This is a genomic window from Bacillus sp. JNUCC-21 (genome assembly GCF_041222765.1).
Taxonomy (GTDB): Bacteria; Bacillota; Bacilli; order Bacillales; family Bacillaceae; genus Bacillus; species Bacillus velezensis.
This window is the reverse complement of sequence record NZ_CP166019.1, coordinates 3,145,180-3,164,559: the sequence shown is the minus strand read 5'-3', so window position 1 is coordinate 3,164,559 and position 19,380 is coordinate 3,145,180. Positions and strand designations below refer to the sequence as shown.

Here is a 19,380-nt window from a genome sequence, read left to right as displayed (position 1 = left end):
CTATAGAAGAGAAACTGAAATAAGTATGAAAGAAAATAATTAATGATTTTTTTAAAAAAACTATTGTCATATTTTCAAAAGGGTGTTATATTATTAAACGTCGCTGATGAACAGCAGACAACAACGAAAAGCTTCGGAAACAGCTCAAAAAAAGTTGTTGACATAAAAGAAGCTGAGTGGTAAGATAATAAAGCTGCTTCAACAAGCGGTAATGATCTTTGAAAACTAAACAAGACAAAACGTACCTGTTAATTCAAAGTTTTAAATAAATCGCACAGTGATGTGCGTAGTCAGTCAAACTACTTTATCGGAGAGTTTGATCCTGGCTCAGGACGAACGCTGGCGGCGTGCCTAATACATGCAAGTCGAGCGGACAGATGGGAGCTTGCTCCCTGATGTTAGCGGCGGACGGGTGAGTAACACGTGGGTAACCTGCCTGTAAGACTGGGATAACTCCGGGAAACCGGGGCTAATACCGGATGGTTGTCTGAACCGCATGGTTCAGACATAAAAGGTGGCTTCGGCTACCACTTACAGATGGACCCGCGGCGCATTAGCTAGTTGGTGAGGTAACGGCTCACCAAGGCAACGATGCGTAGCCGACCTGAGAGGGTGATCGGCCACACTGGGACTGAGACACGGCCCAGACTCCTACGGGAGGCAGCAGTAGGGAATCTTCCGCAATGGACGAAAGTCTGACGGAGCAACGCCGCGTGAGTGATGAAGGTTTTCGGATCGTAAAGCTCTGTTGTTAGGGAAGAACAAGTGCCGTTCAAATAGGGCGGCACCTTGACGGTACCTAACCAGAAAGCCACGGCTAACTACGTGCCAGCAGCCGCGGTAATACGTAGGTGGCAAGCGTTGTCCGGAATTATTGGGCGTAAAGGGCTCGCAGGCGGTTTCTTAAGTCTGATGTGAAAGCCCCCGGCTCAACCGGGGAGGGTCATTGGAAACTGGGGAACTTGAGTGCAGAAGAGGAGAGTGGAATTCCACGTGTAGCGGTGAAATGCGTAGAGATGTGGAGGAACACCAGTGGCGAAGGCGACTCTCTGGTCTGTAACTGACGCTGAGGAGCGAAAGCGTGGGGAGCGAACAGGATTAGATACCCTGGTAGTCCACGCCGTAAACGATGAGTGCTAAGTGTTAGGGGGTTTCCGCCCCTTAGTGCTGCAGCTAACGCATTAAGCACTCCGCCTGGGGAGTACGGTCGCAAGACTGAAACTCAAAGGAATTGACGGGGGCCCGCACAAGCGGTGGAGCATGTGGTTTAATTCGAAGCAACGCGAAGAACCTTACCAGGTCTTGACATCCTCTGGCAATCCTAGAGATAGGACGTCCCCTTCGGGGGCAGAGTGACAGGTGGTGCATGGTTGTCGTCAGCTCGTGTCGTGAGATGTTGGGTTAAGTCCCGCAACGAGCGCAACCCTTGATCTTAGTTGCCAGCATTCAGTTGGGCACTCTAAGGTGACTGCCGGTGACAAACCGGAGGAAGGTGGGGATGACGTCAAATCATCATGCCCCTTATGACCTGGGCTACACACGTGCTACAATGGACAGAACAAAGGGCAGCGAAACCGCGAGGTTAAGCCAATCCCACAAATCTGTTCTCAGTTCGGATCGCAGTCTGCAACTCGACTGCGTGAAGCTGGAATCGCTAGTAATCGCGGATCAGCATGCCGCGGTGAATACGTTCCCGGGCCTTGTACACACCGCCCGTCACACCACGAGAGTTTGTAACACCCGAAGTCGGTGAGGTAACCTTTTAGGAGCCAGCCGCCGAAGGTGGGACAGATGATTGGGGTGAAGTCGTAACAAGGTAGCCGTATCGGAAGGTGCGGCTGGATCACCTCCTTTCTAAGGATTTTAACGGAATATAAGACCTTGGGTCTTATAAACAGAACGTTCCCTGTCTTGTTTAGTTTTGAAGGATCATTCGATTCTTCGAGATGTTGTTCTTTGAAAACTAGATAACAGAAGTAATTCACATTCAATTAGTAATGCAAGATATCACGTAGTGATTCTTTTTAACGGTTAAGTTAGAAAGGGCGCACGGTGGATGCCTTGGCACTAGGAGCCGATGAAGGACGGGACGAACACCGATATGCTTCGGGGAGCTGTAAGCAAGCTTTGATCCGGAGATTTCCGAATGGGGAAACCCACCACTCGTAATGGAGTGGTATCCATATCTGAATACATAGGATATGAGAAGGCAGACCCGGGGAACTGAAACATCTAAGTACCCGGAGGAAGAGAAAGCAAATGCGATTCCCTGAGTAGCGGCGAGCGAAACGGGACCAGCCCAAACCAAGAGGCTTGCCTCTTGGGGTTGTAGGACACTCTGTACGGAGTTACAAAGGAACGAGGTAGATGAAGAGGTCTGGAAAGGCCCGCCATAGGAGGTAACAGCCCTGTAGTCAAAACTTCGTTCTCTCCTGAGTGGATCCTGAGTACGGCGGAACACGTGAAATTCCGTCGGAATCCGGGAGGACCATCTCCCAAGGCTAAATACTCCCTAGTGACCGATAGTGAACCAGTACCGTGAGGGAAAGGTGAAAAGCACCCCGGAAGGGGAGTGAAAGAGATCCTGAAACCGTGTGCCTACAAGTAGTCAGAGCCCGTTAACGGGTGATGGCGTGCCTTTTGTAGAATGAACCGGCGAGTTACGATCCCGTGCAAGGTTAAGCAGAAGATGCGGAGCCGCAGCGAAAGCGAGTCTGAATAGGGCGAATTGAGTACGTGGTCGTAGACCCGAAACCAGGTGATCTACCCATGTCCAGGGTGAAGTTCAGGTAACACTGAATGGAGGCCCGAACCCACGCACGTTGAAAAGTGCGGGGATGAGGTGTGGGTAGGGGTGAAATGCCAATCGAACCTGGAGATAGCTGGTTCTCTCCGAAATAGCTTTAGGGCTAGCCTCAAGGTAAGAGTCTCGGAGGTAGAGCACTGATTGGACTAGGGGCCCCTACCGGGTTACCGAATTCAGTCAAACTCCGAATGCCGATGACTTATCCTTGGGAGTCAGACTGCGAGTGATAAGATCCGTAGTCGAAAGGGAAACAGCCCAGACCGCCAGCTAAGGTCCCAAAGTATACGTTAAGTGGAAAAGGATGTGGAGTTGCTTAGACAACCAGGATGTTGGCTTAGAAGCAGCCACCATTTAAAGAGTGCGTAATAGCTCACTGGTCGAGTGACTCTGCGCCGAAAATGTACCGGGGCTAAACGTATCACCGAAGCTGCGGACTGTTCTTCGAACAGTGGTAGGAGAGCGTTCTAAGGGCTGTGAAGCAAGACCGGAAGGACTTGTGGAGCGCTTAGAAGTGAGAATGCCGGTATGAGTAGCGAAAGAGGGGTGAGAATCCCCTCCACCGAATGCCTAAGGTTTCCTGAGGAAGGCTCGTCCGCTCAGGGTTAGTCGGGACCTAAGCCGAGGCCGAAAGGCGTAGGCGATGGATAACAGGTTGATATTCCTGTACCACCTCCTCACCATTTGAGCAATGGGGGGACGCAGGAGGATAGGGTAAGCGCGGTATTGGATATCCGCGTCCAAGCAGTTAGGCTGGGAAATAGGCAAATCCGTTTCCCGTGAAGGCTGAGCTGTGATGGCGAGCGAATTATAGTAGCGAAGTTCCTGATTCCACACTGCCAAGAAAAGCCTCTAGCGAGGTGAGAGGTGCCCGTACCGCAAACCGACACAGGTAGGCGAGGAGAGAATCCTAAGGTGATCGAGAGAACTCTCGTTAAGGAACTCGGCAAAATGACCCCGTAACTTCGGGAGAAGGGGTGCTCTGTTAGGGTGCAAGCCCGAGAGAGCCGCAGTGAATAGGCCCAGGCGACTGTTTAGCAAAAACACAGGTCTCTGCGAAGCCGTAAGGCGAAGTATAGGGGCTGACGCCTGCCCGGTGCTGGAAGGTTAAGAGGAGCGCTTAGCGTAAGCGAAGGTGCGAATTGAAGCCCCAGTAAACGGCGGCCGTAACTATAACGGTCCTAAGGTAGCGAAATTCCTTGTCGGGTAAGTTCCGACCCGCACGAAAGGCGCAACGATCTGGGCACTGTCTCAACGAGAGACTCGGTGAAATTATAGTACCTGTGAAGATGCAGGTTACCCGCGACAGGACGGAAAGACCCCGTGGAGCTTTACTGCAGCCTGATATTGAATGTTGGTACAGCTTGTACAGGATAGGTAGGAGCCTTGGAAACCGGAGCGCCAGCTTCGGTGGAGGCATCGGTGGGATACTACCCTGGCTGTATTGACCTTCTAACCCGCCGCCCTTATCGGGCGGGGAGACAGTGTCAGGTGGGCAGTTTGACTGGGGCGGTCGCCTCCTAAAAGGTAACGGAGGCGCCCAAAGGTTCCCTCAGAATGGTTGGAAATCATTCGCAGAGTGTAAAGGCACAAGGGAGCTTGACTGCGAGACCTACAAGTCGAGCAGGGACGAAAGTCGGGCTTAGTGATCCGGTGGTTCCGCATGGAAGGGCCATCGCTCAACGGATAAAAGCTACCCCGGGGATAACAGGCTTATCTCCCCCAAGAGTCCACATCGACGGGGAGGTTTGGCACCTCGATGTCGGCTCATCGCATCCTGGGGCTGTAGTCGGTCCCAAGGGTTGGGCTGTTCGCCCATTAAAGCGGTACGCGAGCTGGGTTCAGAACGTCGTGAGACAGTTCGGTCCCTATCCGTCGCGGGCGCAGGAAATTTGAGAGGAGCTGTCCTTAGTACGAGAGGACCGGGATGGACGCACCGCTGGTGTACCAGTTGTTCTGCCAAGGGCATCGCTGGGTAGCTATGTGCGGACGGGATAAGTGCTGAAAGCATCTAAGCATGAAGCCCCCCTCAAGATGAGATTTCCCATTCCGCAAGGAAGTAAGATCCCTGAAAGATGATCAGGTTGATAGGTCTGAGGTGGAAGTGTGGCGACACATGGAGCTGACAGATACTAATCGATCGAGGACTTAATCAATTTGAATGTATGCTTACTGTTATCTAGTTTTGAGAGAACACTCTCAATGGTTTGGTGGCGATAGCGAAGAGGTCACACCCGTTCCCATGCCGAACACGGAAGTTAAGCTCTTCAGCGCCGATGGTAGTCGGGGGTTTCCCCCTGTGAGAGTAGGACGCCGCCAAGCCATTACACGCAAGTGTAATATATGGAGGATTAGCTCAGCTGGGAGAGCATCTGCCTTACAAGCAGAGGGTCGGCGGTTCGAGCCCGTCATCCTCCACCATTCCTATCATACATAAGTTGGCGTATTAAGCCGGTGTAGCTCAATTGGTAGAGCAACTGACTTGTAATCAGTAGGTTGGGGGTTCAAGTCCTCTTGCCGGCACCACCTTTATATGTTATACTATATAAGTCTCTTGTAATAAGAGCCATTAGCTCAGTTGGTAGAGCATCTGACTTTTAATCAGAGGGTCGAAGGTTCGAGTCCTTCATGGCTCACCATGTTTTTCTTGCGGATGTGGCGGAATTGGCAGACGCGCTAGAATCAGGCTCTAGTGTCTTTACAGACGTGGGGGTTCAAGTCCCTTCATCCGCATTGCCAAACGCGGAAGTAGTTCAGTGGTAGAACATCACCTTGCCAAGGTGGGGGTCGCGGGTTCGAATCCCGTCTTCCGCTCCAACTATACTATACCATCCATGCCGGGGTGGTGGAATTGGCAGACACACAGGACTTAAAATCCTGCGGTAGGTGACTACCGTGCCGGTTCAAGTCCGGCCCTCGGCACTTATTGTTGCGCCCGTAGCTCAATTGGATAGAGCGTTTGACTACGGATCAAAAGGTTAGGGGTTCGACTCCTCTCGGGCGCGCCATACATACTTTTGAAAAACGGGAAGTAGCTCAGCTTGGTAGAGCACATGGTTTGGGACCATGGGGTCGCAGGTTCGAATCCTGTCTTCCCGACCATTTTGGGGCCTTAGCTCAGCTGGGAGAGCGCCTGCTTTGCACGCAGGAGGTCAGCGGTTCGATCCCGCTAGGCTCCACTTGATTTTAATTGTTTTTTGGCGGTGTAGCTCAGCTGGCTAGAGCGTACGGTTCATACCCGTGAGGTCGGGGGTTCGATCCCCTCCGCCGCTACCATTGGACCTTTAGCTCAGTTGGTTAGAGCAGACGGCTCATAACCGTCCGGTCGTAGGTTCGAGTCCTACAAGGTCCACCACTTATACGGAGGAATACCCAAGTCTGGCTGAAGGGATCGGTCTTGAAAACCGACAGGGGTGTCAAAGCCCGCGGGGGTTCGAATCCCTCTTCCTCCGCCATATCTAATTTAATTATCATCGCGGGGTGGAGCAGTTCGGTAGCTCGTCGGGCTCATAACCCGAAGGTCGCAGGTTCAAATCCTGCCCCCGCAACCAAAAAATGGTCCGGTAGTTCAGTTGGTTAGAATGCCTGCCTGTCACGCAGGAGGTCGCGGGTTCGAGTCCCGTCCGGACCGCCATTTATAAAAAAGGCTCGGTAGCTCAGTTGGTAGAGCAACGGACTGAAAATCCGTGTGTCGGCGGTTCGATTCCGTCCCGAGCCACCATTTAATTTAATATTGTTTTGGCGGTTGTGGCGAAGTGGTTAACGCACCAGATTGTGGCTCTGGCACTCGTGGGTTCGATTCCCATCAATCGCCCCATACAACATGCGGGTGTAGTTTAGTGGTAAAACCTCAGCCTTCCAAGCTGATGTCGTGGGTTCGATTCCCATCACCCGCTCCATTTTTATATTGTCATGGGCCTGTAGCTCAGCTGGTTAGAGCGCACGCCTGATAAGCGTGAGGTCGGTGGTTCGAGTCCACTCAGGCCCACCATGATGATTTTTCCACAGTAGCTCAGTGGTAGAGCTATCGGCTGTTAACCGATCGGTCGCAGGTTCGAATCCTGCCTGTGGAGCCATACGGAGAAGTACTCAAGTGGCTGAAGAGGCGCCCCTGCTAAGGGTGTAGGTCGTGTAAGCGGCGCGAGGGTTCAAATCCCTCCTTCTCCGCCATAAGGCCCGTTGGTCAAGCGGTTAAGACACCGCCCTTTCACGGCGGTAACACGGGTTCGAATCCCGTACGGGTCATTAAAAAACCTTGCATAATATGCAAGGTTTTTTATTATGCGTTCATAGTGTAAATGGTAAAAGACAGGTATGTGGCAAAAGCGCTCCATAATAAATAAGGGACCAGAAGCCAGGCTGAAGCTTTACTGTATTTACCGGCAATGAGCAACAGAATGAGTGTTGTCACCGCCACAAGCAGGCAATCGATAGATGCAGCAAGCAAATTTTTCTGTGTGAATTGAAAATAGCTGAATCCTTGATTCACGATATAATTGATGAGAAGCATCACCCAAAAAGCTTTGGATTCTTTACATGAAAACTTTGCGTATATCATGGCTGCTGAGAGCGAAATAAGCGCAAACAAAACCGCCCATATGATGCCGATCACTGATCCGCTCGGCGTCCAGTCAGGTTTTTGCAGTGCGTCATACCATTCACGGTCGATGGGAAAGAGAACCCCCGCTAAAGAAAACAAGACATATGTAATGATAAATACAATAATCGCACCGATATACTTCTTTTTCATTTGTTCCCTCCGTCATTCAATGTCAATACGTTAGTTCCCTTTTTTGGAAATATTAAACCCTTTTAAAAGGTTCATGCATCATTAAGTGTATGAGTTTTCAGTGTAAAAATGCAGCAAACCATTTATTTGTATTCAAAAACCCCGGCAGGCCGGGGTTTTAATCAGCATGAAGATCGCCAAAGGTCGTCATAATTCCTTCTTCGTCCAGTTCCTGTTCATATTTTTCGTGTGCTTTGCTTGGATACACGGAAATGTTTTTTCCGGTAATATCTGTCGCGATAAAGTTTTCATAATCCTCAGCATAGCCGATGTTTTCTTCTGAGTTCATTGTCATATCCCCATAGCTGAGCGGAGGATCCTCTAAATCCTGAGGCGTTTCTGAGTTTCCGTATTCCTCAACATCCTGATAAGCATCTTCACTATCGTAAGTCGCCCGGATTGATTCATCATCATCAAATTCAAACTGTCCGAACGGTGTTTCCTCTTCAATCGGCCTGTCTTTGGAAACGGCATCCTGCGAGGAATATTCCGCCAATGTCGTAGCCGTCGGCAGAGCTTCGAGTCTGTCATAAGGAATGTCCTTGCCGCTGACTTCACATGTGCCGTATGTGCCGTTTTCAATTTGTTTCAGAGAGTAATCAATATCGCGAAGGTGCTCCCGTTCATGGTCGAGCAGAGCCAGGTCTTTTTCCCGCTCATATAATTCGGTCGCCTGATCGCCGGGATGATTGTCATAGGAAGACAATTCGCCGGATGACTGATACGGGAATTCATCAGCTAACTGAAATTGATCATTTTCTTTAAAGCGGCTTAAAATATCATGTCTGGCTTCTTCCAATTCTTTTTTTAAGTGTGTGATCTGTTCGTTTGTAAGCACATCAATCCCTCGTTTCTATGTGATGCTTACTGTTAGTATGAACGCTTTTGCGCAGAAAAATGGTGGATAAAAATAGTCATTTTCCCATGAGGAAGTAAAAGGATACAGTGATTGCCGAGAGTGGGGAAAGAAAATTCAAGTTTGTTTCTTTATTCATTTGCGCAAAAAGGTTTATAATAAGAAATGCAGGCATTTTGTCGTGCTCACATCTGTGTGTTTGACACAAAGTCATCACAGGTGTATTGTATTAAAAGCATTTAACGGATTATGGAGGAATGTCTCATGGTGACAACGGTGCAGCATACGTTCCGAGAGGAAGCAGATCATGCATTACATAAAGCCAAACAAGTCAACCATGCTGTCTTATTGAGCTATTCAAGACGTATTGCGTCTTTAGACCCTCTATCATTTTTCAAAGACGGAGCAAAAAAATATAAAGGCAAACGATTTTTTTGGTCAGAACCCGGTAGTGAATTAACAATAGTCGGTCTTGGCACAGAAGCGCTGTTCCAATCGAATGAAAAAAATGGAAAGCGTTATCACGACGTTTTTGAACAATGGGAGCGCTTTAAAAAGACGGCTTTTCATATTCATGAAGAAGAAGAGGCGGCGCATACCGCGGTCGGCCCTGTCTTATTCGGCGGTTTTTCATTTAATCCCGCTGAAGAGAGAGGAGACGAATGGAACGGGTTCGAAGAAGGACTGTTCTTTATCCCCTCACTCATGCTGACAAAGACGGCAGATGGTGATTATTTAACCGTCAATCAATGGGCGGCAGACGGTAATCTGGCAGAAGATACGCTGAAACGTCTGAAATCTTTTTCGGAAGCTTTTTCAGTTTCTTCAATCGAGTATGAAGAATATCCTGTTTTAACAAAAGCGGAAGAACTTGATGTGGAAAACTGGCTTGAAGCCATTAAAACAGCAACAAATGATATGAAAGCAAATCAATATGATAAAGTCGTGCTGGCAAGGGAAGTCGTTTTGTCATATGATGGGCCTATTCCGGCGGAGAGCGTTGTCCGCAAGCTTTTGACGGACCAAACGACAAGCTATGTTTTTGCGATTGAGCAGGGAGATAAATGCTTTGTCGGCGCTTCACCGGAACGGCTGATCAAAAAATCCGGCAAAGACGTTATGTCCACCTGTCTGGCAGGTTCAATTAAGCGCGGAGAAAATCAACAAGAAGATGACCGTCTCGGCAAAGAGCTGCTGCATGACGAAAAAAATCTCGCGGAACATGATTTTGTGGTTCAGATGATACACGATTCTTTCTTGTCGAGCTGCAGCGATGTGAAAAAGCCTGCAGGTCCGCAATTATATAAAACAAAAAGTGTTCAGCATCTATATACACCGATCACAGGCCATCTTAAAACGTCCGCTTCGCTGTTTGATTTAATTGAAAAGCTGCATCCCACACCGGCATTGGGCGGAGCTCCCCAGCAGAAAGCTGTTGAAGTTATCGCTGACATTGAACCGATGACACGCGGATGGTATGCGGCTCCGATCGGCTGGATGGACGGCAGGGAAAACGGAGAATTTGTCGTGGCTATCCGATCAGGGCTGATTGAAGGCAAAAATGCGCGGCTTTTCGCAGGCTGCGGCATTGTTGAAGATTCAGATCCGCAATCAGAATATGAAGAAACACAAATTAAACTAAAGCCGATGATCTCTGCTTTAGGAGGTGAAAGGCTTTGACAAACCCGATTACACATTATATCGGAAGCTTTATTGATGAATTCGCTTTATCGGGTGTCACCGACGCAGTTGTTTGCCCGGGGTCGAGGTCAACTCCCTTGGCGGTTTTGGCGGCGGCCCACCCGGATATTCAAGTCCATATACAGATTGATGAACGATCCGCAGGTTTTTTCGCACTCGGTCTTGCAAAAGCCCGCCAGCGTCCGGTCATGCTGATTTGTACATCAGGAACGGCAGCGGCTAACTTCTATCCGGCCGTGATTGAAGCTCATTATTCAAGAGTGCCGCTTATTGTCCTGACTGCAGATCGGCCCCATGAATTGAGGGAAGTGGGGGCGCCTCAGGCGATTAACCAGCATTTTCTGTTCGGTAACTTTGTTAAGTTTTTCACAGACTCGGCTCTGCCTGAAGAAAATCCTCAAATGCTGAGCTATATCAGAACATTGGCCGGCAGAGCCGTGAGTGAAGCCGGGAAGCGCCCGATGGGGCCAGTCCATATCAATGTGCCGCTCAGAGAGCCTTTGATGCCGGATTTATCAGCCGGACCTTTTGAAAGAATGAGAAAGGGGCGGCACGTCTCAGTCACAACAGGGATTCAGTCAGCTGATCAAGGTTCTCTCTGTCATATTACAGAGCGTCTTGCGGGGACCGAAAGAGGTATGATCGTCTGCGGCGAAATTCACGGTGAAGCAGAAAAGCAGCAAATCATCGCGCTTGCCGAGATGCTTCAGTTTCCGATTTTAGCTGACCCGCTTTCAAACCTCCGAAACGGGGAGCATGATAAGACGCTGATTATTGATGCTTATGACTCGTTTTTAAAAGATGAAGAAATAAAAGAGGCGCTTCGCCCGGACGCTGTGATCCGCTTCGGCCCGATGCCGGTTTCCAAACCGCTCTTTTTATGGCTCAGAGATGATCCTGCCATTGAGCAGTTTATCGTCGATGAAGACGGAGGATGGAGAGATCCCACCCAGGCCGGCGCGCATATGATTCATTGCCATCCGTCTGTGTTTTTGGAAGCGGTCCGTTCAGCTGAAACCGGAAAGCGGCCGTCCGGATGGTTTGAGAAATGGCAGTTTGTCAATGACCGGTTCCGGAGTCATTTACAGGACGCAAGCATGGATGATTTATCATTTGAAGGAAATGTATATCGTCAGCTTCAGCACCTTGTCCCTGAAGGCAGTTCGATTTTTGTCGGAAACAGCATGCCGATTCGCGACGTGGATACGTTCTTTGAAAAACAAGATCGCTCCTTCCGTGTCTATGCCAACCGCGGCGCTAACGGAATTGACGGAGTTGTCTCCTCGGCTATGGGACTGTGTGAGGGTACAAAAGCTCCTGTCACGCTTGTCATTGGAGATTTATCGTTTTACCATGATTTAAACGGGCTGTTAGCGGCTAAAAAACTTGGAATTCCGCTTACGGTTATTTTAATAAACAATGATGGCGGCGGGATTTTCTCGTTTTTGCCGCAGGCATCTGATAAGACTCATTTTGAAGAACTGTTCGGTACGCCGACGGGTCTTGATTTCCGGCATGCCGCCGCACTGTACGGCGGGACGTATACTTGCCCTGAGACATGGGAGGCATTTAAGGATGCGTATCAGCCGCAGGCGGACAAGCCCGGACTTCATATAATCGAGCTGAAAACAGATCGGACATCAAGAGTTCAATTCCATCGCGATCTGCTGCAGGCCGCAGTGCGGGAAGTGAAAAAAGAATGGAAACTGTAACAGTTAAAACGGCCGATGGCGTATGCTATCGTGCTGCTGATAGCGGACACGAATCATCTGAAGCTATTGTTTGTCTGCATGGATTTACGGGCAGAAAAGAATCATGGATGTTTTTACGCGGCATGTTTCCCGGCGAACGAATGGTGATGATTGACTGCCTGGGTCACGGGGAGACAGACGCGCCTGTGCAAGCGGCAAGGTACAGTGCGAGCCGGCAGGTTGCGGACCTTGCCGCCGTTTTTGATCAATTAAAACTTCACAAAGTGAAACTTATTGGTTATTCTATGGGGGGAAGACTTGCGTATTCCTTTGCACAGGCATTTCCGCATCGGGTGTCAGCGCTTGTTTTGGAAAGTACAACCCCGGGCCTCAGCACGCTTCAGGAACGCAAAAAGCGGATTCAGTCAGACCGGAAGCTTGCTGATTTTATATTGCGGGAAGGTATAACATCGTTTGTCGATTATTGGGAGGGCATTCCGTTGTTTGCCACGCAGCTTTCTCTGCCGGACAGCGTAAAGGCGTCCATCCGTGCCGGCAGGCTGAAAAATAATCCGTCCGGACTTGCAGGCAGCCTGCTCGGAATGGGGACGGGCTCACAGCCTTCCTGGTGGGAGGCATTACACCGCATCAAAGCGCCCGTCCTGCTCATATGCGGTGAATGGGATGAAAAGTTTTGCGCTATTAATCAAAAGGTGCATAACCTGCTCCCATCAAGTAAAATAGAGGTTGTCAAACAGGCGGGGCACACGGTACATGTGGAACAGCCGCGAATTTTTGGTAAGATAGTAAGTGAGTTTTTATACGGCTTGTAAAGCATAAAGAAAATAGCTTTTCGGCCGGACTCAGGCAAAAATGAAGGAGGTCATATCAATGGCTGCAGAATGGAAAAGTGAACGTCAGTACGATGAAATCCTGTACGAGACGTATAACGGTATTGCAAAAATAACAATTAACCGCCCGGAGGTACATAACGCATTTACTCCTAAGACGGTATCAGAAATGATTGACGCGTTTGCTCGTGCGCGTGATGATTCCAATATTGGTGTCATCGTTCTTGCGGGAGCGGGAGATAAAGCATTCTGTTCAGGCGGAGACCAAAAAGTCCGCGGTCACGGCGGATATGTCGGAGACGATCAGATCCCGCGTCTGAATGTGCTTGATCTTCAGCGTTTGATCCGCGTTATTCCTAAACCGGTCGTAGCGATGGTATCAGGCTATGCCATCGGCGGAGGCCATGTGCTTCATATCGTCTGTGATTTAACGATTGCGGCCGATAACGCGATTTTCGGCCAAACCGGACCGAAAGTGGGAAGCTTTGATGCCGGTTACGGCTCAGGTTACCTGGCGCGTATCGTCGGACATAAGAAAGCCCGTGAAATCTGGTACCTGTGCCGTCAATACAACGCGCAGGAAGCGCTCGACATGGGGCTTGTCAATACGGTTGTCCCATTAGAGAAACTTGAAGAGGAAACAATTAAATGGTGTGAAGAAATGCTTGAGAAAAGCCCTACAGCCCTTCGTTTCCTTAAAGCGGCATTTAACGCAGATACAGACGGCCTCGCCGGAATTCAGCAATTTGCAGGAGATGCAACGCTTCTTTATTACACGACTGACGAAGCGAAAGAAGGCCGCGATTCCTTTAAAGAGAAACGCAGTCCCGATTTCGGTCAGTTCCCTCGTTTTCCGTGATCAGATGACACTACGAAACAGCTTGAGCCGCTCTGGTCCAAGCTGTTTTCTTTTCAAAAAAAGTACTTTTACCTCGGAGATGATAACATGCTGACAGAACAGCCGAATTGGCTCATTCAAAGGGCTCAGCTGACACCAGAGAGAATCGCTCTCATATTTGAAAACAAACAGATGACATTCAGAGAATTATATCATGCTTCTAGGCAAATGGCCGCGCGGCTGTCCAAATACTGCTCGCTTAAAAAAGGAGACCGCGCTGCGATTTTGCTTTCTAACAGACCGGAAATGGTTTATGCCGTTCACGCCTGCTTCTTATTAGGGGCGGAAGCTGTGCTGTTGAATACGAAGCTCTCAAAACAGGAACGGATGTTTCAGCTCGAAGATTCACAGGCTAAGCTTTTATTGACGGAGGACGGTTTTTGCCGCGAAGAATATGAATCTGCGGTCGCCACCGCGGATGTGGACGAGCTGCAGGCCAAAGCCGCTGAAGACATGGAACCTGAAGCTTATGTAACGCTTGATGATACGGCGACTCTTATGTATACATCAGGAACAACGGGAAGGCCGAAGGGGGTGCAGCAGACTTTCGGTAATCATTATTCCAGCGCTGTATCGTCTGCGCTGAATCTGGGGGTCACGGAGCGGGACCGCTGGCTTATTGCGCTGCCGCTGTTTCATATCAGCGGTCTGTCTGCGTTGTTTAAGTCGGTCATTTACGGCATGCCTGTCGTGCTTCATCAAAAATTTTCTGTCACCGATGTGCTTGACAGCATCAGCTCCCATCAGGTCACGATCATTTCAGCGGTGCAGACCATGCTTTCGGGCCTGCTTGCGGAAACTGAACAATGTCCTGAATCACTGCGCTGCATTTTGCTTGGCGGGGGTCCGGCACCGCTGCCGCTCCTTGAAGAATGCCGCAGGAAACAATTTCCGGTATTCCAATCTTACGGCTTGACTGAAACCTGCTCACAGATTGTCACGCTTTCTCCGGAATTCAGTATGGACAAGCTCGGCTCGGCCGGTAAACCGCTGTTTTCATGCGAAATTAGAATTGAAAAAGACGGAAACCCTTGTGCGCCGTTTGAACACGGTGAAATTACGGTGAAAGGCCCGAATGTAATGAAAGGGTATTACCATCGTGATGACGCAAACCAGGCCGCTTTTCATAATGGATGGTTTAAAACGGGCGATCTTGGCTATTTGGATGATGAAGGGTTTTTATACGTGCTGGACAGGCGGTCGGACCTCATTATTTCAGGCGGAGAAAACATCTACCCGGCAGAAGTGGAAGCGGCGCTGCTTGCCCATCCGGCTGTAGCGGAGGCCGGTGTTTCGGGAGCCGAAGATCCGAAGTGGGGGAAAGTGCCGCATGCTTTTCTCGTGCTGACTTCTTCTGTCAGTTCTGAGGAGCTGACCGCCTTTTGCCGTGAGCGGCTTGCAAAATATAAAATACCGGCTGCTTTTTTCGAGGTTGACGGGCTCCCGCGGAACGCGTCCAATAAACTGATGAGGCATCGGCTGAATGAGCTTCGTAAAGGAGAATTGTCATGATTAAGATTGAAAAAATCACCCTTTATCATGTAAGTATGAGGCTGAAAAAACCGTTTAAAACAAGTATTGAAACGCTGCAGGACCGTAAATTTTTGATCGTGGAAGCGATCGATGAAACCGGGAGAACCGGCTGGGGGGAGGTATCGGCGTTTTCTTCTCCGTGGTATACAGAAGAAACGATTCAGACATGCGCGCATATGCTGAGAGATTTTTTTATCCCGAATATCGTAGGCCGCGAGTTTTTCCATCCGTCAGAAGTGCCTGACAGTCTCGCGCGTTTCAAAGGAAACCGCATGGCAAAAGCGGGGCTTGAATCAGCCGTGTGGGATCTATATGCCAAGAAAAAGGGGATATCTCTCGCAGAAGCCTTAGGGGGCAAAAGAGATAAAGTGCCCGCCGGCGTGGCGGTGGGGCTGGCTTCGGCTGATGAGATGCTTCGGGAAATTGAGCAATACGTAAAAGAAGGTTATCAACGTATAAAAATAAAAATTCAGCCCGGCCATGACGTTGATCTGGTCAGAGCCATCCGCAGCCGTTTTCCGAACGTACCGCTGATGGCGGATGCCAACTCGGCATATGAACTGAAAGACATCAGCAGGCTGAAAGAGTTGGATGAATTCCAGCTCATGATGATAGAACAGCCGCTTCAGGCAGATGATATTGTCGATCACCGCCACCTGCAGAAACACTTGAGAACCGCGGTATGCCTCGATGAAAGCATATGCTCATATGATGACGCGAGGCGGGCGATTGAGCTTGGGAGCTGTAAAATCATTAACATAAAACCGGCGCGTGTAGGAGGCCTGACAGAGGCTTTAAAAATACATGACTTATGCAGAGAGCATCACATGCCGGTTTGGTGCGGCGGAATGTTTGAAACCGGCATTTCGAGAGCGCAGACAGTCGCGCTCGCTTCGCTGCCGCAATTTACGATACCGGGTGACATTTCCTCATCAGACCGATACTGGGAGGAGGATATTGTCACTCCTGATATCCGTATCGAAGAGGGATTCATCTCTGTTCCGGACGGTCCCGGACTGGGTGTCGAAGTCAATCAGGAAATAATGAGAAAATACGTCACCCAAATGGACGTTTTTACGACAAACAACTGATAAAAAGACATTTCAGCGAGTTGAGCTGCCTGTATGCTGCTGTTATATTGAAACTGTTCATCATCACCCCTTCCCCAGTTTGAACCGGCTGTATCAGCCGGTTTTTTTAATAGGCGAATGCGATGATTTTTTTATTCTTCAAACAGCGCGCAGGTGTTGCTTTCTGGCTTGGGCCAAGATGTACATCTTGAAAAAAATTCTGTGCTTGTCATGAATGCGATACTGATTGTACCGCCTGCAGCCTATATTTGCCGACGAACCGCCTTTCTGCCATGCTTCTCATCCGCGCGATTTTCTCCGGCTCAGGGGCTGATTTCAAAAAGGCTTGCGGCGCGGAAATGAAAAAGAGCTGTATAAAACAGCTCTTTTCTTTTATAAATCATGCGGTTTAAAGGTTTTGCAATCCGTTTCTTCACTTTTTTCAGCGGTTTCGCCTGTATGGCTGACCACATAAATAGCGTCGGCCGTGCATTTGTTTCCTCTGCCCCAATATGAACAGTTATTGACTTCACACAGAATTTTTTGGTCCATGCTGGCTCCCCTCCAAGATAAAAGGTACGCCATTAGTATGAGCCGCCCTGATTTCTGTTATTCCTCCTGGCGGATATAACGTCTGTCTTTCATAAAGAGCTTCCAGAAGAAATAAAACCCGGGAAACAAAATGATGAAAGCGACGATATACGTCATAAACAGCGCCCTGAAGGTTGCCGGCTCCGTAAATCCTGACATGACCGTAATATCCGGATAAATCATATAAGGAAGATGCGCCCGTCCGTATGCATAGCTTGCCAGAAAGTATTGAAGCGCAATGGCGATCATGGCGATTCTTGGTTTGCCGAGGTTGCGGCCGAAGCGTTTATTCGGCAAAAACAGAGCCACGCCGGCAATGATGAATGTAATGACAGACAGAATGAGCCATGTCTTGTCTTTCATCATCCCCGTATACAGCCAGCCGGCTTCAGAGCGTAATGTCAGCATAATGAAGAAGGCAAAAAGAAGCGACAGCGGCCCTGTTAGTAAAGAGCTCCGTCTGTAGATGCGGTACGCATGCTCCTCTTCCGCAACATTTGAAAAATCGGCCAGAAGCAGTGAAGATAAAAATAAAGTGCTTAAAATGGCAAAGCCGATAAACGCATACGCATTAAGGCTTGTAAAGACATTTGCCAAATTCAGGTGATACACGCCGCCCGTCTTATCAATAAATCCTCCGTGTGTGACCGGAAGGACCAAAATCAGCACAGCGGGAATAATGAAGCCCGAAATTCCGGAGATATATCTCATGATTTTTCTTTCCTTCGCCGTATTGGAGAAGACGAGAAAGCCGCTGCGGATGGCTAAAAGCAGCAAAATAATACTCCCCGGGATCAATAAAACGGTTCCCAGCACGAAGGTTGCCCCTGGAAAGAAGCTGAATAGGGCGACAACGATTGCGACGATAAAGACGTTGGTCACTTCCCATGTCGGGGACAAATAACGGTTGGCGATGTTTGTCGCCTTTGTTTGTTCTTTATTTAAATAAATCATAGACCAAAAGCCGGCTCCGAAGTCCATCGTTGCCATGACCGCGTAGATAAACACGAAGCCCCATACGATTGATATCGCAATGAGAGCATCCATGGTAATGTCCATTTCAATTCAGCCCTTTCTATTGTTAGGATTCCGCCGCTTTTACATCCTCCTCAACGGGATGTTTGCGGAAATAATAAAGCAGCACATAAATGACTGCGGCTGCCAAAATGGCGTAAACGACCGTAAACAGGATGAACAGCAAACCGATTGAACCGGTTGTCGTGACGACATCTGACGTTTTCAAGAGATGGTAAATCACCCATGGCTGCCGCCCCGTACAAGCGAATATCCACCCGAATTCAATTCCGATCAGACTGAGCGGTCCTGCGGTTAAAAATAAAATCAAAAGCCAAGTCGGAAAGCTGTCTTTCTTTAAAATTTTTCTCCACACGATGCCGATGATTGAGTACAAAATGAGCAGCATTCCGATGCCGACCATTCCGTTAAACAGTGTATGGATGAATAAAGGCGGCCACTCGTCTTTCGGAAACGCGTTCAATCCTTTGACGACGGTATCAAAGCTGTTTGCGGCCAAAAAGCTTAAAGCCCACGGCACCTCTATCGCCCATTTTACTTTTTCTTCTTTTGCATCAGTAAAACCCCCGATCGCAAGCGGAGCGTGTGATCTAGTTTCAAAGAGCCCTTCTGCGCCCGCAAGCTTCTCAGGCTGGTATTCGTAAAGAAGCTGGGCTGACTCGTGACCGTTTAAAGAGGCAAGAATGGAAAAGATTCCGCCGATCGTTAAGGCGAGCAGCAGCGCTTTTCGGTGAAAGCGGTATACCTGCTCCTGTTTTCTCGTTCTCAGCATTTTATAAGCCGCAACTGACGCAACGATAAATGCCCCGGTCATGAAAGCCGTCAGTACGACATGGCCCGCGGTGGTGAAAAAGCTTGGATTAAAAAACGCTGCCCAAGGTTCGACGTCAGTGATTTTGCCGTTTAAAATTTTAAAGCCGGCCGGCGTTCCTTCAAATGCGTGAACATTTGTGATTAAGACGGCGGATGCCGCGGCGCCGATCAAAACGAAAATTACGGCAATGATGCGCATCGCCGGAGTCAGCCGGTCAGCGGCGTAGACATAAATGGACATAAACAGCGCTTCGATAAAGAATGCATAAATTTCAATCTGAAACGGGAGGGACATCACCCTGCCGATGACTTCCATAAATCCGGGCCACAAAAGGGCAAGCTGTGTACCCGCGATCGTTCCGGTCGGTATCGCCACGCCGAGCAGAACAGCCTGCGCCTTCGTCCACCTTTTCGCCATAATGGCATAATGCGGATCTTTTGTTTTTTGATAAATCAATTCAGCCATTAAAATCATCAGAGGCAAGCCGACACCAAGCGTCGCAAAAATAATATGAAAGCCCATGGTTGTCCCGAACAGGCTTCTGGCTAATACTAAATCATCCACGATCATAAACCGCCTTTCTAAATTACCGTTTTATGTAATGTGGTTATATTATTTGCTGAAGCGATTAGATTATTCTTCCGATTCCATATATGTGCAGGGTTTAGAAATCAAGGGATCAGGGCATATATGATTGACAAGCGGTTATTTAAGGTTTAAAATAAAACGTAATTATTACGATTTGAGA

Annotated in this window: 11 protein-coding genes, 21 tRNA genes and 3 rRNA genes; 30 read left to right on the top strand and 5 right to left on the bottom strand. The window is 49.0% G+C overall.

The window, feature by feature from the left end:
* Window positions 1-304 precede the first annotated feature (304 nt).
* The 24 genes from JNUCC21_RS16030 to JNUCC21_RS15915 all read left to right on the top strand — a co-directional run bounded on the left by JNUCC21_RS16030 (window position 305) and on the right by JNUCC21_RS15915 (window position 7,048).
* Window positions 305-1,854, top strand: a 16S ribosomal RNA gene (locus tag JNUCC21_RS16030).
* Window positions 1,855-2,029: 175 nt separating this feature from the next.
* Window positions 2,030-4,959 (top strand): 23S ribosomal RNA (locus JNUCC21_RS16025).
* Window positions 4,960-5,009: 50 nt separating this feature from the next.
* Window positions 5,010-5,125 (top strand): 5S ribosomal RNA (gene rrf, locus JNUCC21_RS16020).
* The 16S, 23S and 5S rRNA genes sit together here with 21 tRNA genes alongside, the layout of an rRNA operon.
* Before the next feature lie 23 nt (window positions 5,126-5,148).
* Window positions 5,149-5,224, top strand: a tRNA-Val gene (locus tag JNUCC21_RS16015).
* Between the two features lie 29 nt (window positions 5,225-5,253).
* A tRNA-Thr gene (locus tag JNUCC21_RS16010) sits at window positions 5,254-5,329 on the top strand.
* A gap of 37 nt (window positions 5,330-5,366) precedes the next feature.
* Window positions 5,367-5,442: transfer RNA gene (locus JNUCC21_RS16005), tRNA-Lys, on the top strand.
* A 10-nt stretch (window positions 5,443-5,452) separates the two neighbouring features.
* Window positions 5,453-5,536 (top strand) — tRNA-Leu (locus tag JNUCC21_RS16000).
* Window positions 5,537-5,545: 9 nt separating this feature from the next.
* Window positions 5,546-5,620 (top strand) — tRNA-Gly (locus JNUCC21_RS15995).
* Window positions 5,621-5,639: 19 nt separating this feature from the next.
* Window positions 5,640-5,725 (top strand) — tRNA-Leu (locus tag JNUCC21_RS15990).
* Between the two features lie 9 nt (window positions 5,726-5,734).
* A tRNA-Arg gene (locus JNUCC21_RS15985) sits at window positions 5,735-5,811 on the top strand.
* A 17-nt stretch (window positions 5,812-5,828) separates the two neighbouring features.
* Window positions 5,829-5,905 (top strand) — tRNA-Pro (locus tag JNUCC21_RS15980).
* 4 nt (window positions 5,906-5,909) lie between these two features.
* Window positions 5,910-5,982: transfer RNA gene (locus JNUCC21_RS15975), tRNA-Ala, on the top strand.
* Between the two features lie 20 nt (window positions 5,983-6,002).
* Window positions 6,003-6,079: transfer RNA gene (locus JNUCC21_RS15970), tRNA-Met, on the top strand.
* 2 nt (window positions 6,080-6,081) lie between these two features.
* A tRNA-Ile gene (locus tag JNUCC21_RS15965) sits at window positions 6,082-6,158 on the top strand.
* Between the two features lie 7 nt (window positions 6,159-6,165).
* Window positions 6,166-6,258: transfer RNA gene (locus JNUCC21_RS15960), tRNA-Ser, on the top strand.
* Between the two features lie 19 nt (window positions 6,259-6,277).
* Window positions 6,278-6,354, top strand: a tRNA-Met gene (locus JNUCC21_RS15955).
* 6 nt (window positions 6,355-6,360) lie between these two features.
* Window positions 6,361-6,437: transfer RNA gene (locus tag JNUCC21_RS15950), tRNA-Asp, on the top strand.
* Between the two features lie 11 nt (window positions 6,438-6,448).
* A tRNA-Phe gene (locus JNUCC21_RS15945) sits at window positions 6,449-6,524 on the top strand.
* Window positions 6,525-6,544: 20 nt separating this feature from the next.
* A tRNA-His gene (locus tag JNUCC21_RS15940) sits at window positions 6,545-6,620 on the top strand.
* Window positions 6,621-6,628: 8 nt separating this feature from the next.
* Window positions 6,629-6,702, top strand: a tRNA-Gly gene (locus JNUCC21_RS15935).
* Between the two features lie 15 nt (window positions 6,703-6,717).
* Window positions 6,718-6,794, top strand: a tRNA-Ile gene (locus JNUCC21_RS15930).
* A 10-nt stretch (window positions 6,795-6,804) separates the two neighbouring features.
* Window positions 6,805-6,879 (top strand) — tRNA-Asn (locus JNUCC21_RS15925).
* 3 nt (window positions 6,880-6,882) lie between these two features.
* Window positions 6,883-6,973, top strand: a tRNA-Ser gene (locus JNUCC21_RS15920).
* A gap of 3 nt (window positions 6,974-6,976) precedes the next feature.
* Window positions 6,977-7,048 (top strand) — tRNA-Glu (locus JNUCC21_RS15915).
* Window positions 7,049-7,082: 34 nt separating this feature from the next.
* Here the strand turns inward: JNUCC21_RS15915 and JNUCC21_RS15910 are convergent.
* Both JNUCC21_RS15910 and JNUCC21_RS15905 read right to left on the bottom strand, forming a co-directional pair.
* The gene (locus JNUCC21_RS15910; RefSeq protein WP_015240443.1) at window positions 7,083-7,553 is read right to left on the bottom strand and encodes a TspO/MBR family protein; all 471 of its coding nucleotides are present in this window, start codon (window positions 7,551-7,553) and stop codon (window positions 7,083-7,085) included.
* Between the two features lie 157 nt (window positions 7,554-7,710).
* Complete coding sequence (locus JNUCC21_RS15905) at window positions 7,711-8,430, bottom strand: TraR/DksA C4-type zinc finger protein (protein WP_007408850.1); 720 nt, start codon at window positions 8,428-8,430, stop codon at window positions 7,711-7,713.
* Window positions 8,431-8,712: 282 nt separating this feature from the next.
* On the opposite strand from JNUCC21_RS15905, the gene JNUCC21_RS15900 reads away from it, so the two are divergent.
* From JNUCC21_RS15900 to menC, 6 genes are all read left to right on the top strand, one after another.
* Entirely contained in the window at window positions 8,713-10,128 is a 1,416-nt protein-coding gene (locus tag JNUCC21_RS15900; RefSeq protein ID WP_369878312.1) for an isochorismate synthase MenF, read from the top strand.
* A complete protein-coding gene (gene menD, locus JNUCC21_RS15895; RefSeq protein WP_216061828.1) occupies window positions 10,125-11,861 on the top strand; it encodes a 2-succinyl-5-enolpyruvyl-6-hydroxy-3-cyclohexene-1-carboxylic-acid synthase in 1,737 nt (578 codons plus the stop codon). The genes JNUCC21_RS15900 and menD overlap by 4 nt, the downstream gene beginning before the upstream one ends.
* Window positions 11,849-12,673 (top strand): 2-succinyl-6-hydroxy-2,4-cyclohexadiene-1-carboxylate synthase, encoded by an 825-nt coding sequence (menH, locus tag JNUCC21_RS15890; protein ID WP_151280763.1) that lies wholly within the window; start codon window positions 11,849-11,851, stop codon window positions 12,671-12,673. The genes menD and menH overlap by 13 nt, the downstream gene beginning before the upstream one ends.
* 58 nt (window positions 12,674-12,731) lie before the next feature.
* Window positions 12,732-13,550, top strand: coding sequence for a 1,4-dihydroxy-2-naphthoyl-CoA synthase (menB, locus tag JNUCC21_RS15885; RefSeq protein WP_007408846.1), 819 nt, complete (start codon window positions 12,732-12,734; stop codon window positions 13,548-13,550).
* 87 nt (window positions 13,551-13,637) lie between these two features.
* On the top strand, window positions 13,638-15,101 hold the full coding sequence (locus JNUCC21_RS15880) for an o-succinylbenzoate--CoA ligase (RefSeq protein WP_216061827.1): 1,464 nt from the start codon (window positions 13,638-13,640) through the stop codon (window positions 15,099-15,101).
* Window positions 15,098-16,213, top strand: a complete 1,116-nt coding sequence (gene menC, locus JNUCC21_RS15875) for an o-succinylbenzoate synthase (RefSeq protein WP_072589489.1) — start codon at window positions 15,098-15,100, stop codon at window positions 16,211-16,213. The genes JNUCC21_RS15880 and menC overlap by 4 nt, the downstream gene beginning before the upstream one ends.
* Before the next feature lie 372 nt (window positions 16,214-16,585).
* Here the strand turns inward: menC and JNUCC21_RS15870 are convergent, their stop codons facing one another.
* Genes JNUCC21_RS15870 through JNUCC21_RS15860 form a run of 3 tightly spaced genes read right to left on the bottom strand, consistent with a single transcriptional unit; the run spans window position 16,586 to window position 19,196 of the window.
* The gene (locus JNUCC21_RS15870) at window positions 16,586-16,744 is read right to left on the bottom strand and encodes a DUF1540 domain-containing protein (RefSeq protein WP_007408842.1); all 159 of its coding nucleotides are present in this window, start codon (window positions 16,742-16,744) and stop codon (window positions 16,586-16,588) included.
* A gap of 57 nt (window positions 16,745-16,801) precedes the next feature.
* Complete coding sequence (locus tag JNUCC21_RS15865; protein ID WP_072589488.1) at window positions 16,802-17,842, bottom strand: cytochrome d ubiquinol oxidase subunit II; 1,041 nt, start codon at window positions 17,840-17,842, stop codon at window positions 16,802-16,804.
* A 22-nt stretch (window positions 17,843-17,864) separates the two neighbouring features.
* Window positions 17,865-19,196 (bottom strand): cytochrome ubiquinol oxidase subunit I, encoded by a 1,332-nt coding sequence (locus tag JNUCC21_RS15860; RefSeq protein ID WP_015418060.1) that lies wholly within the window; start codon window positions 19,194-19,196, stop codon window positions 17,865-17,867.
* Between the last annotated feature and the right edge of the window lie 184 nt (window positions 19,197-19,380).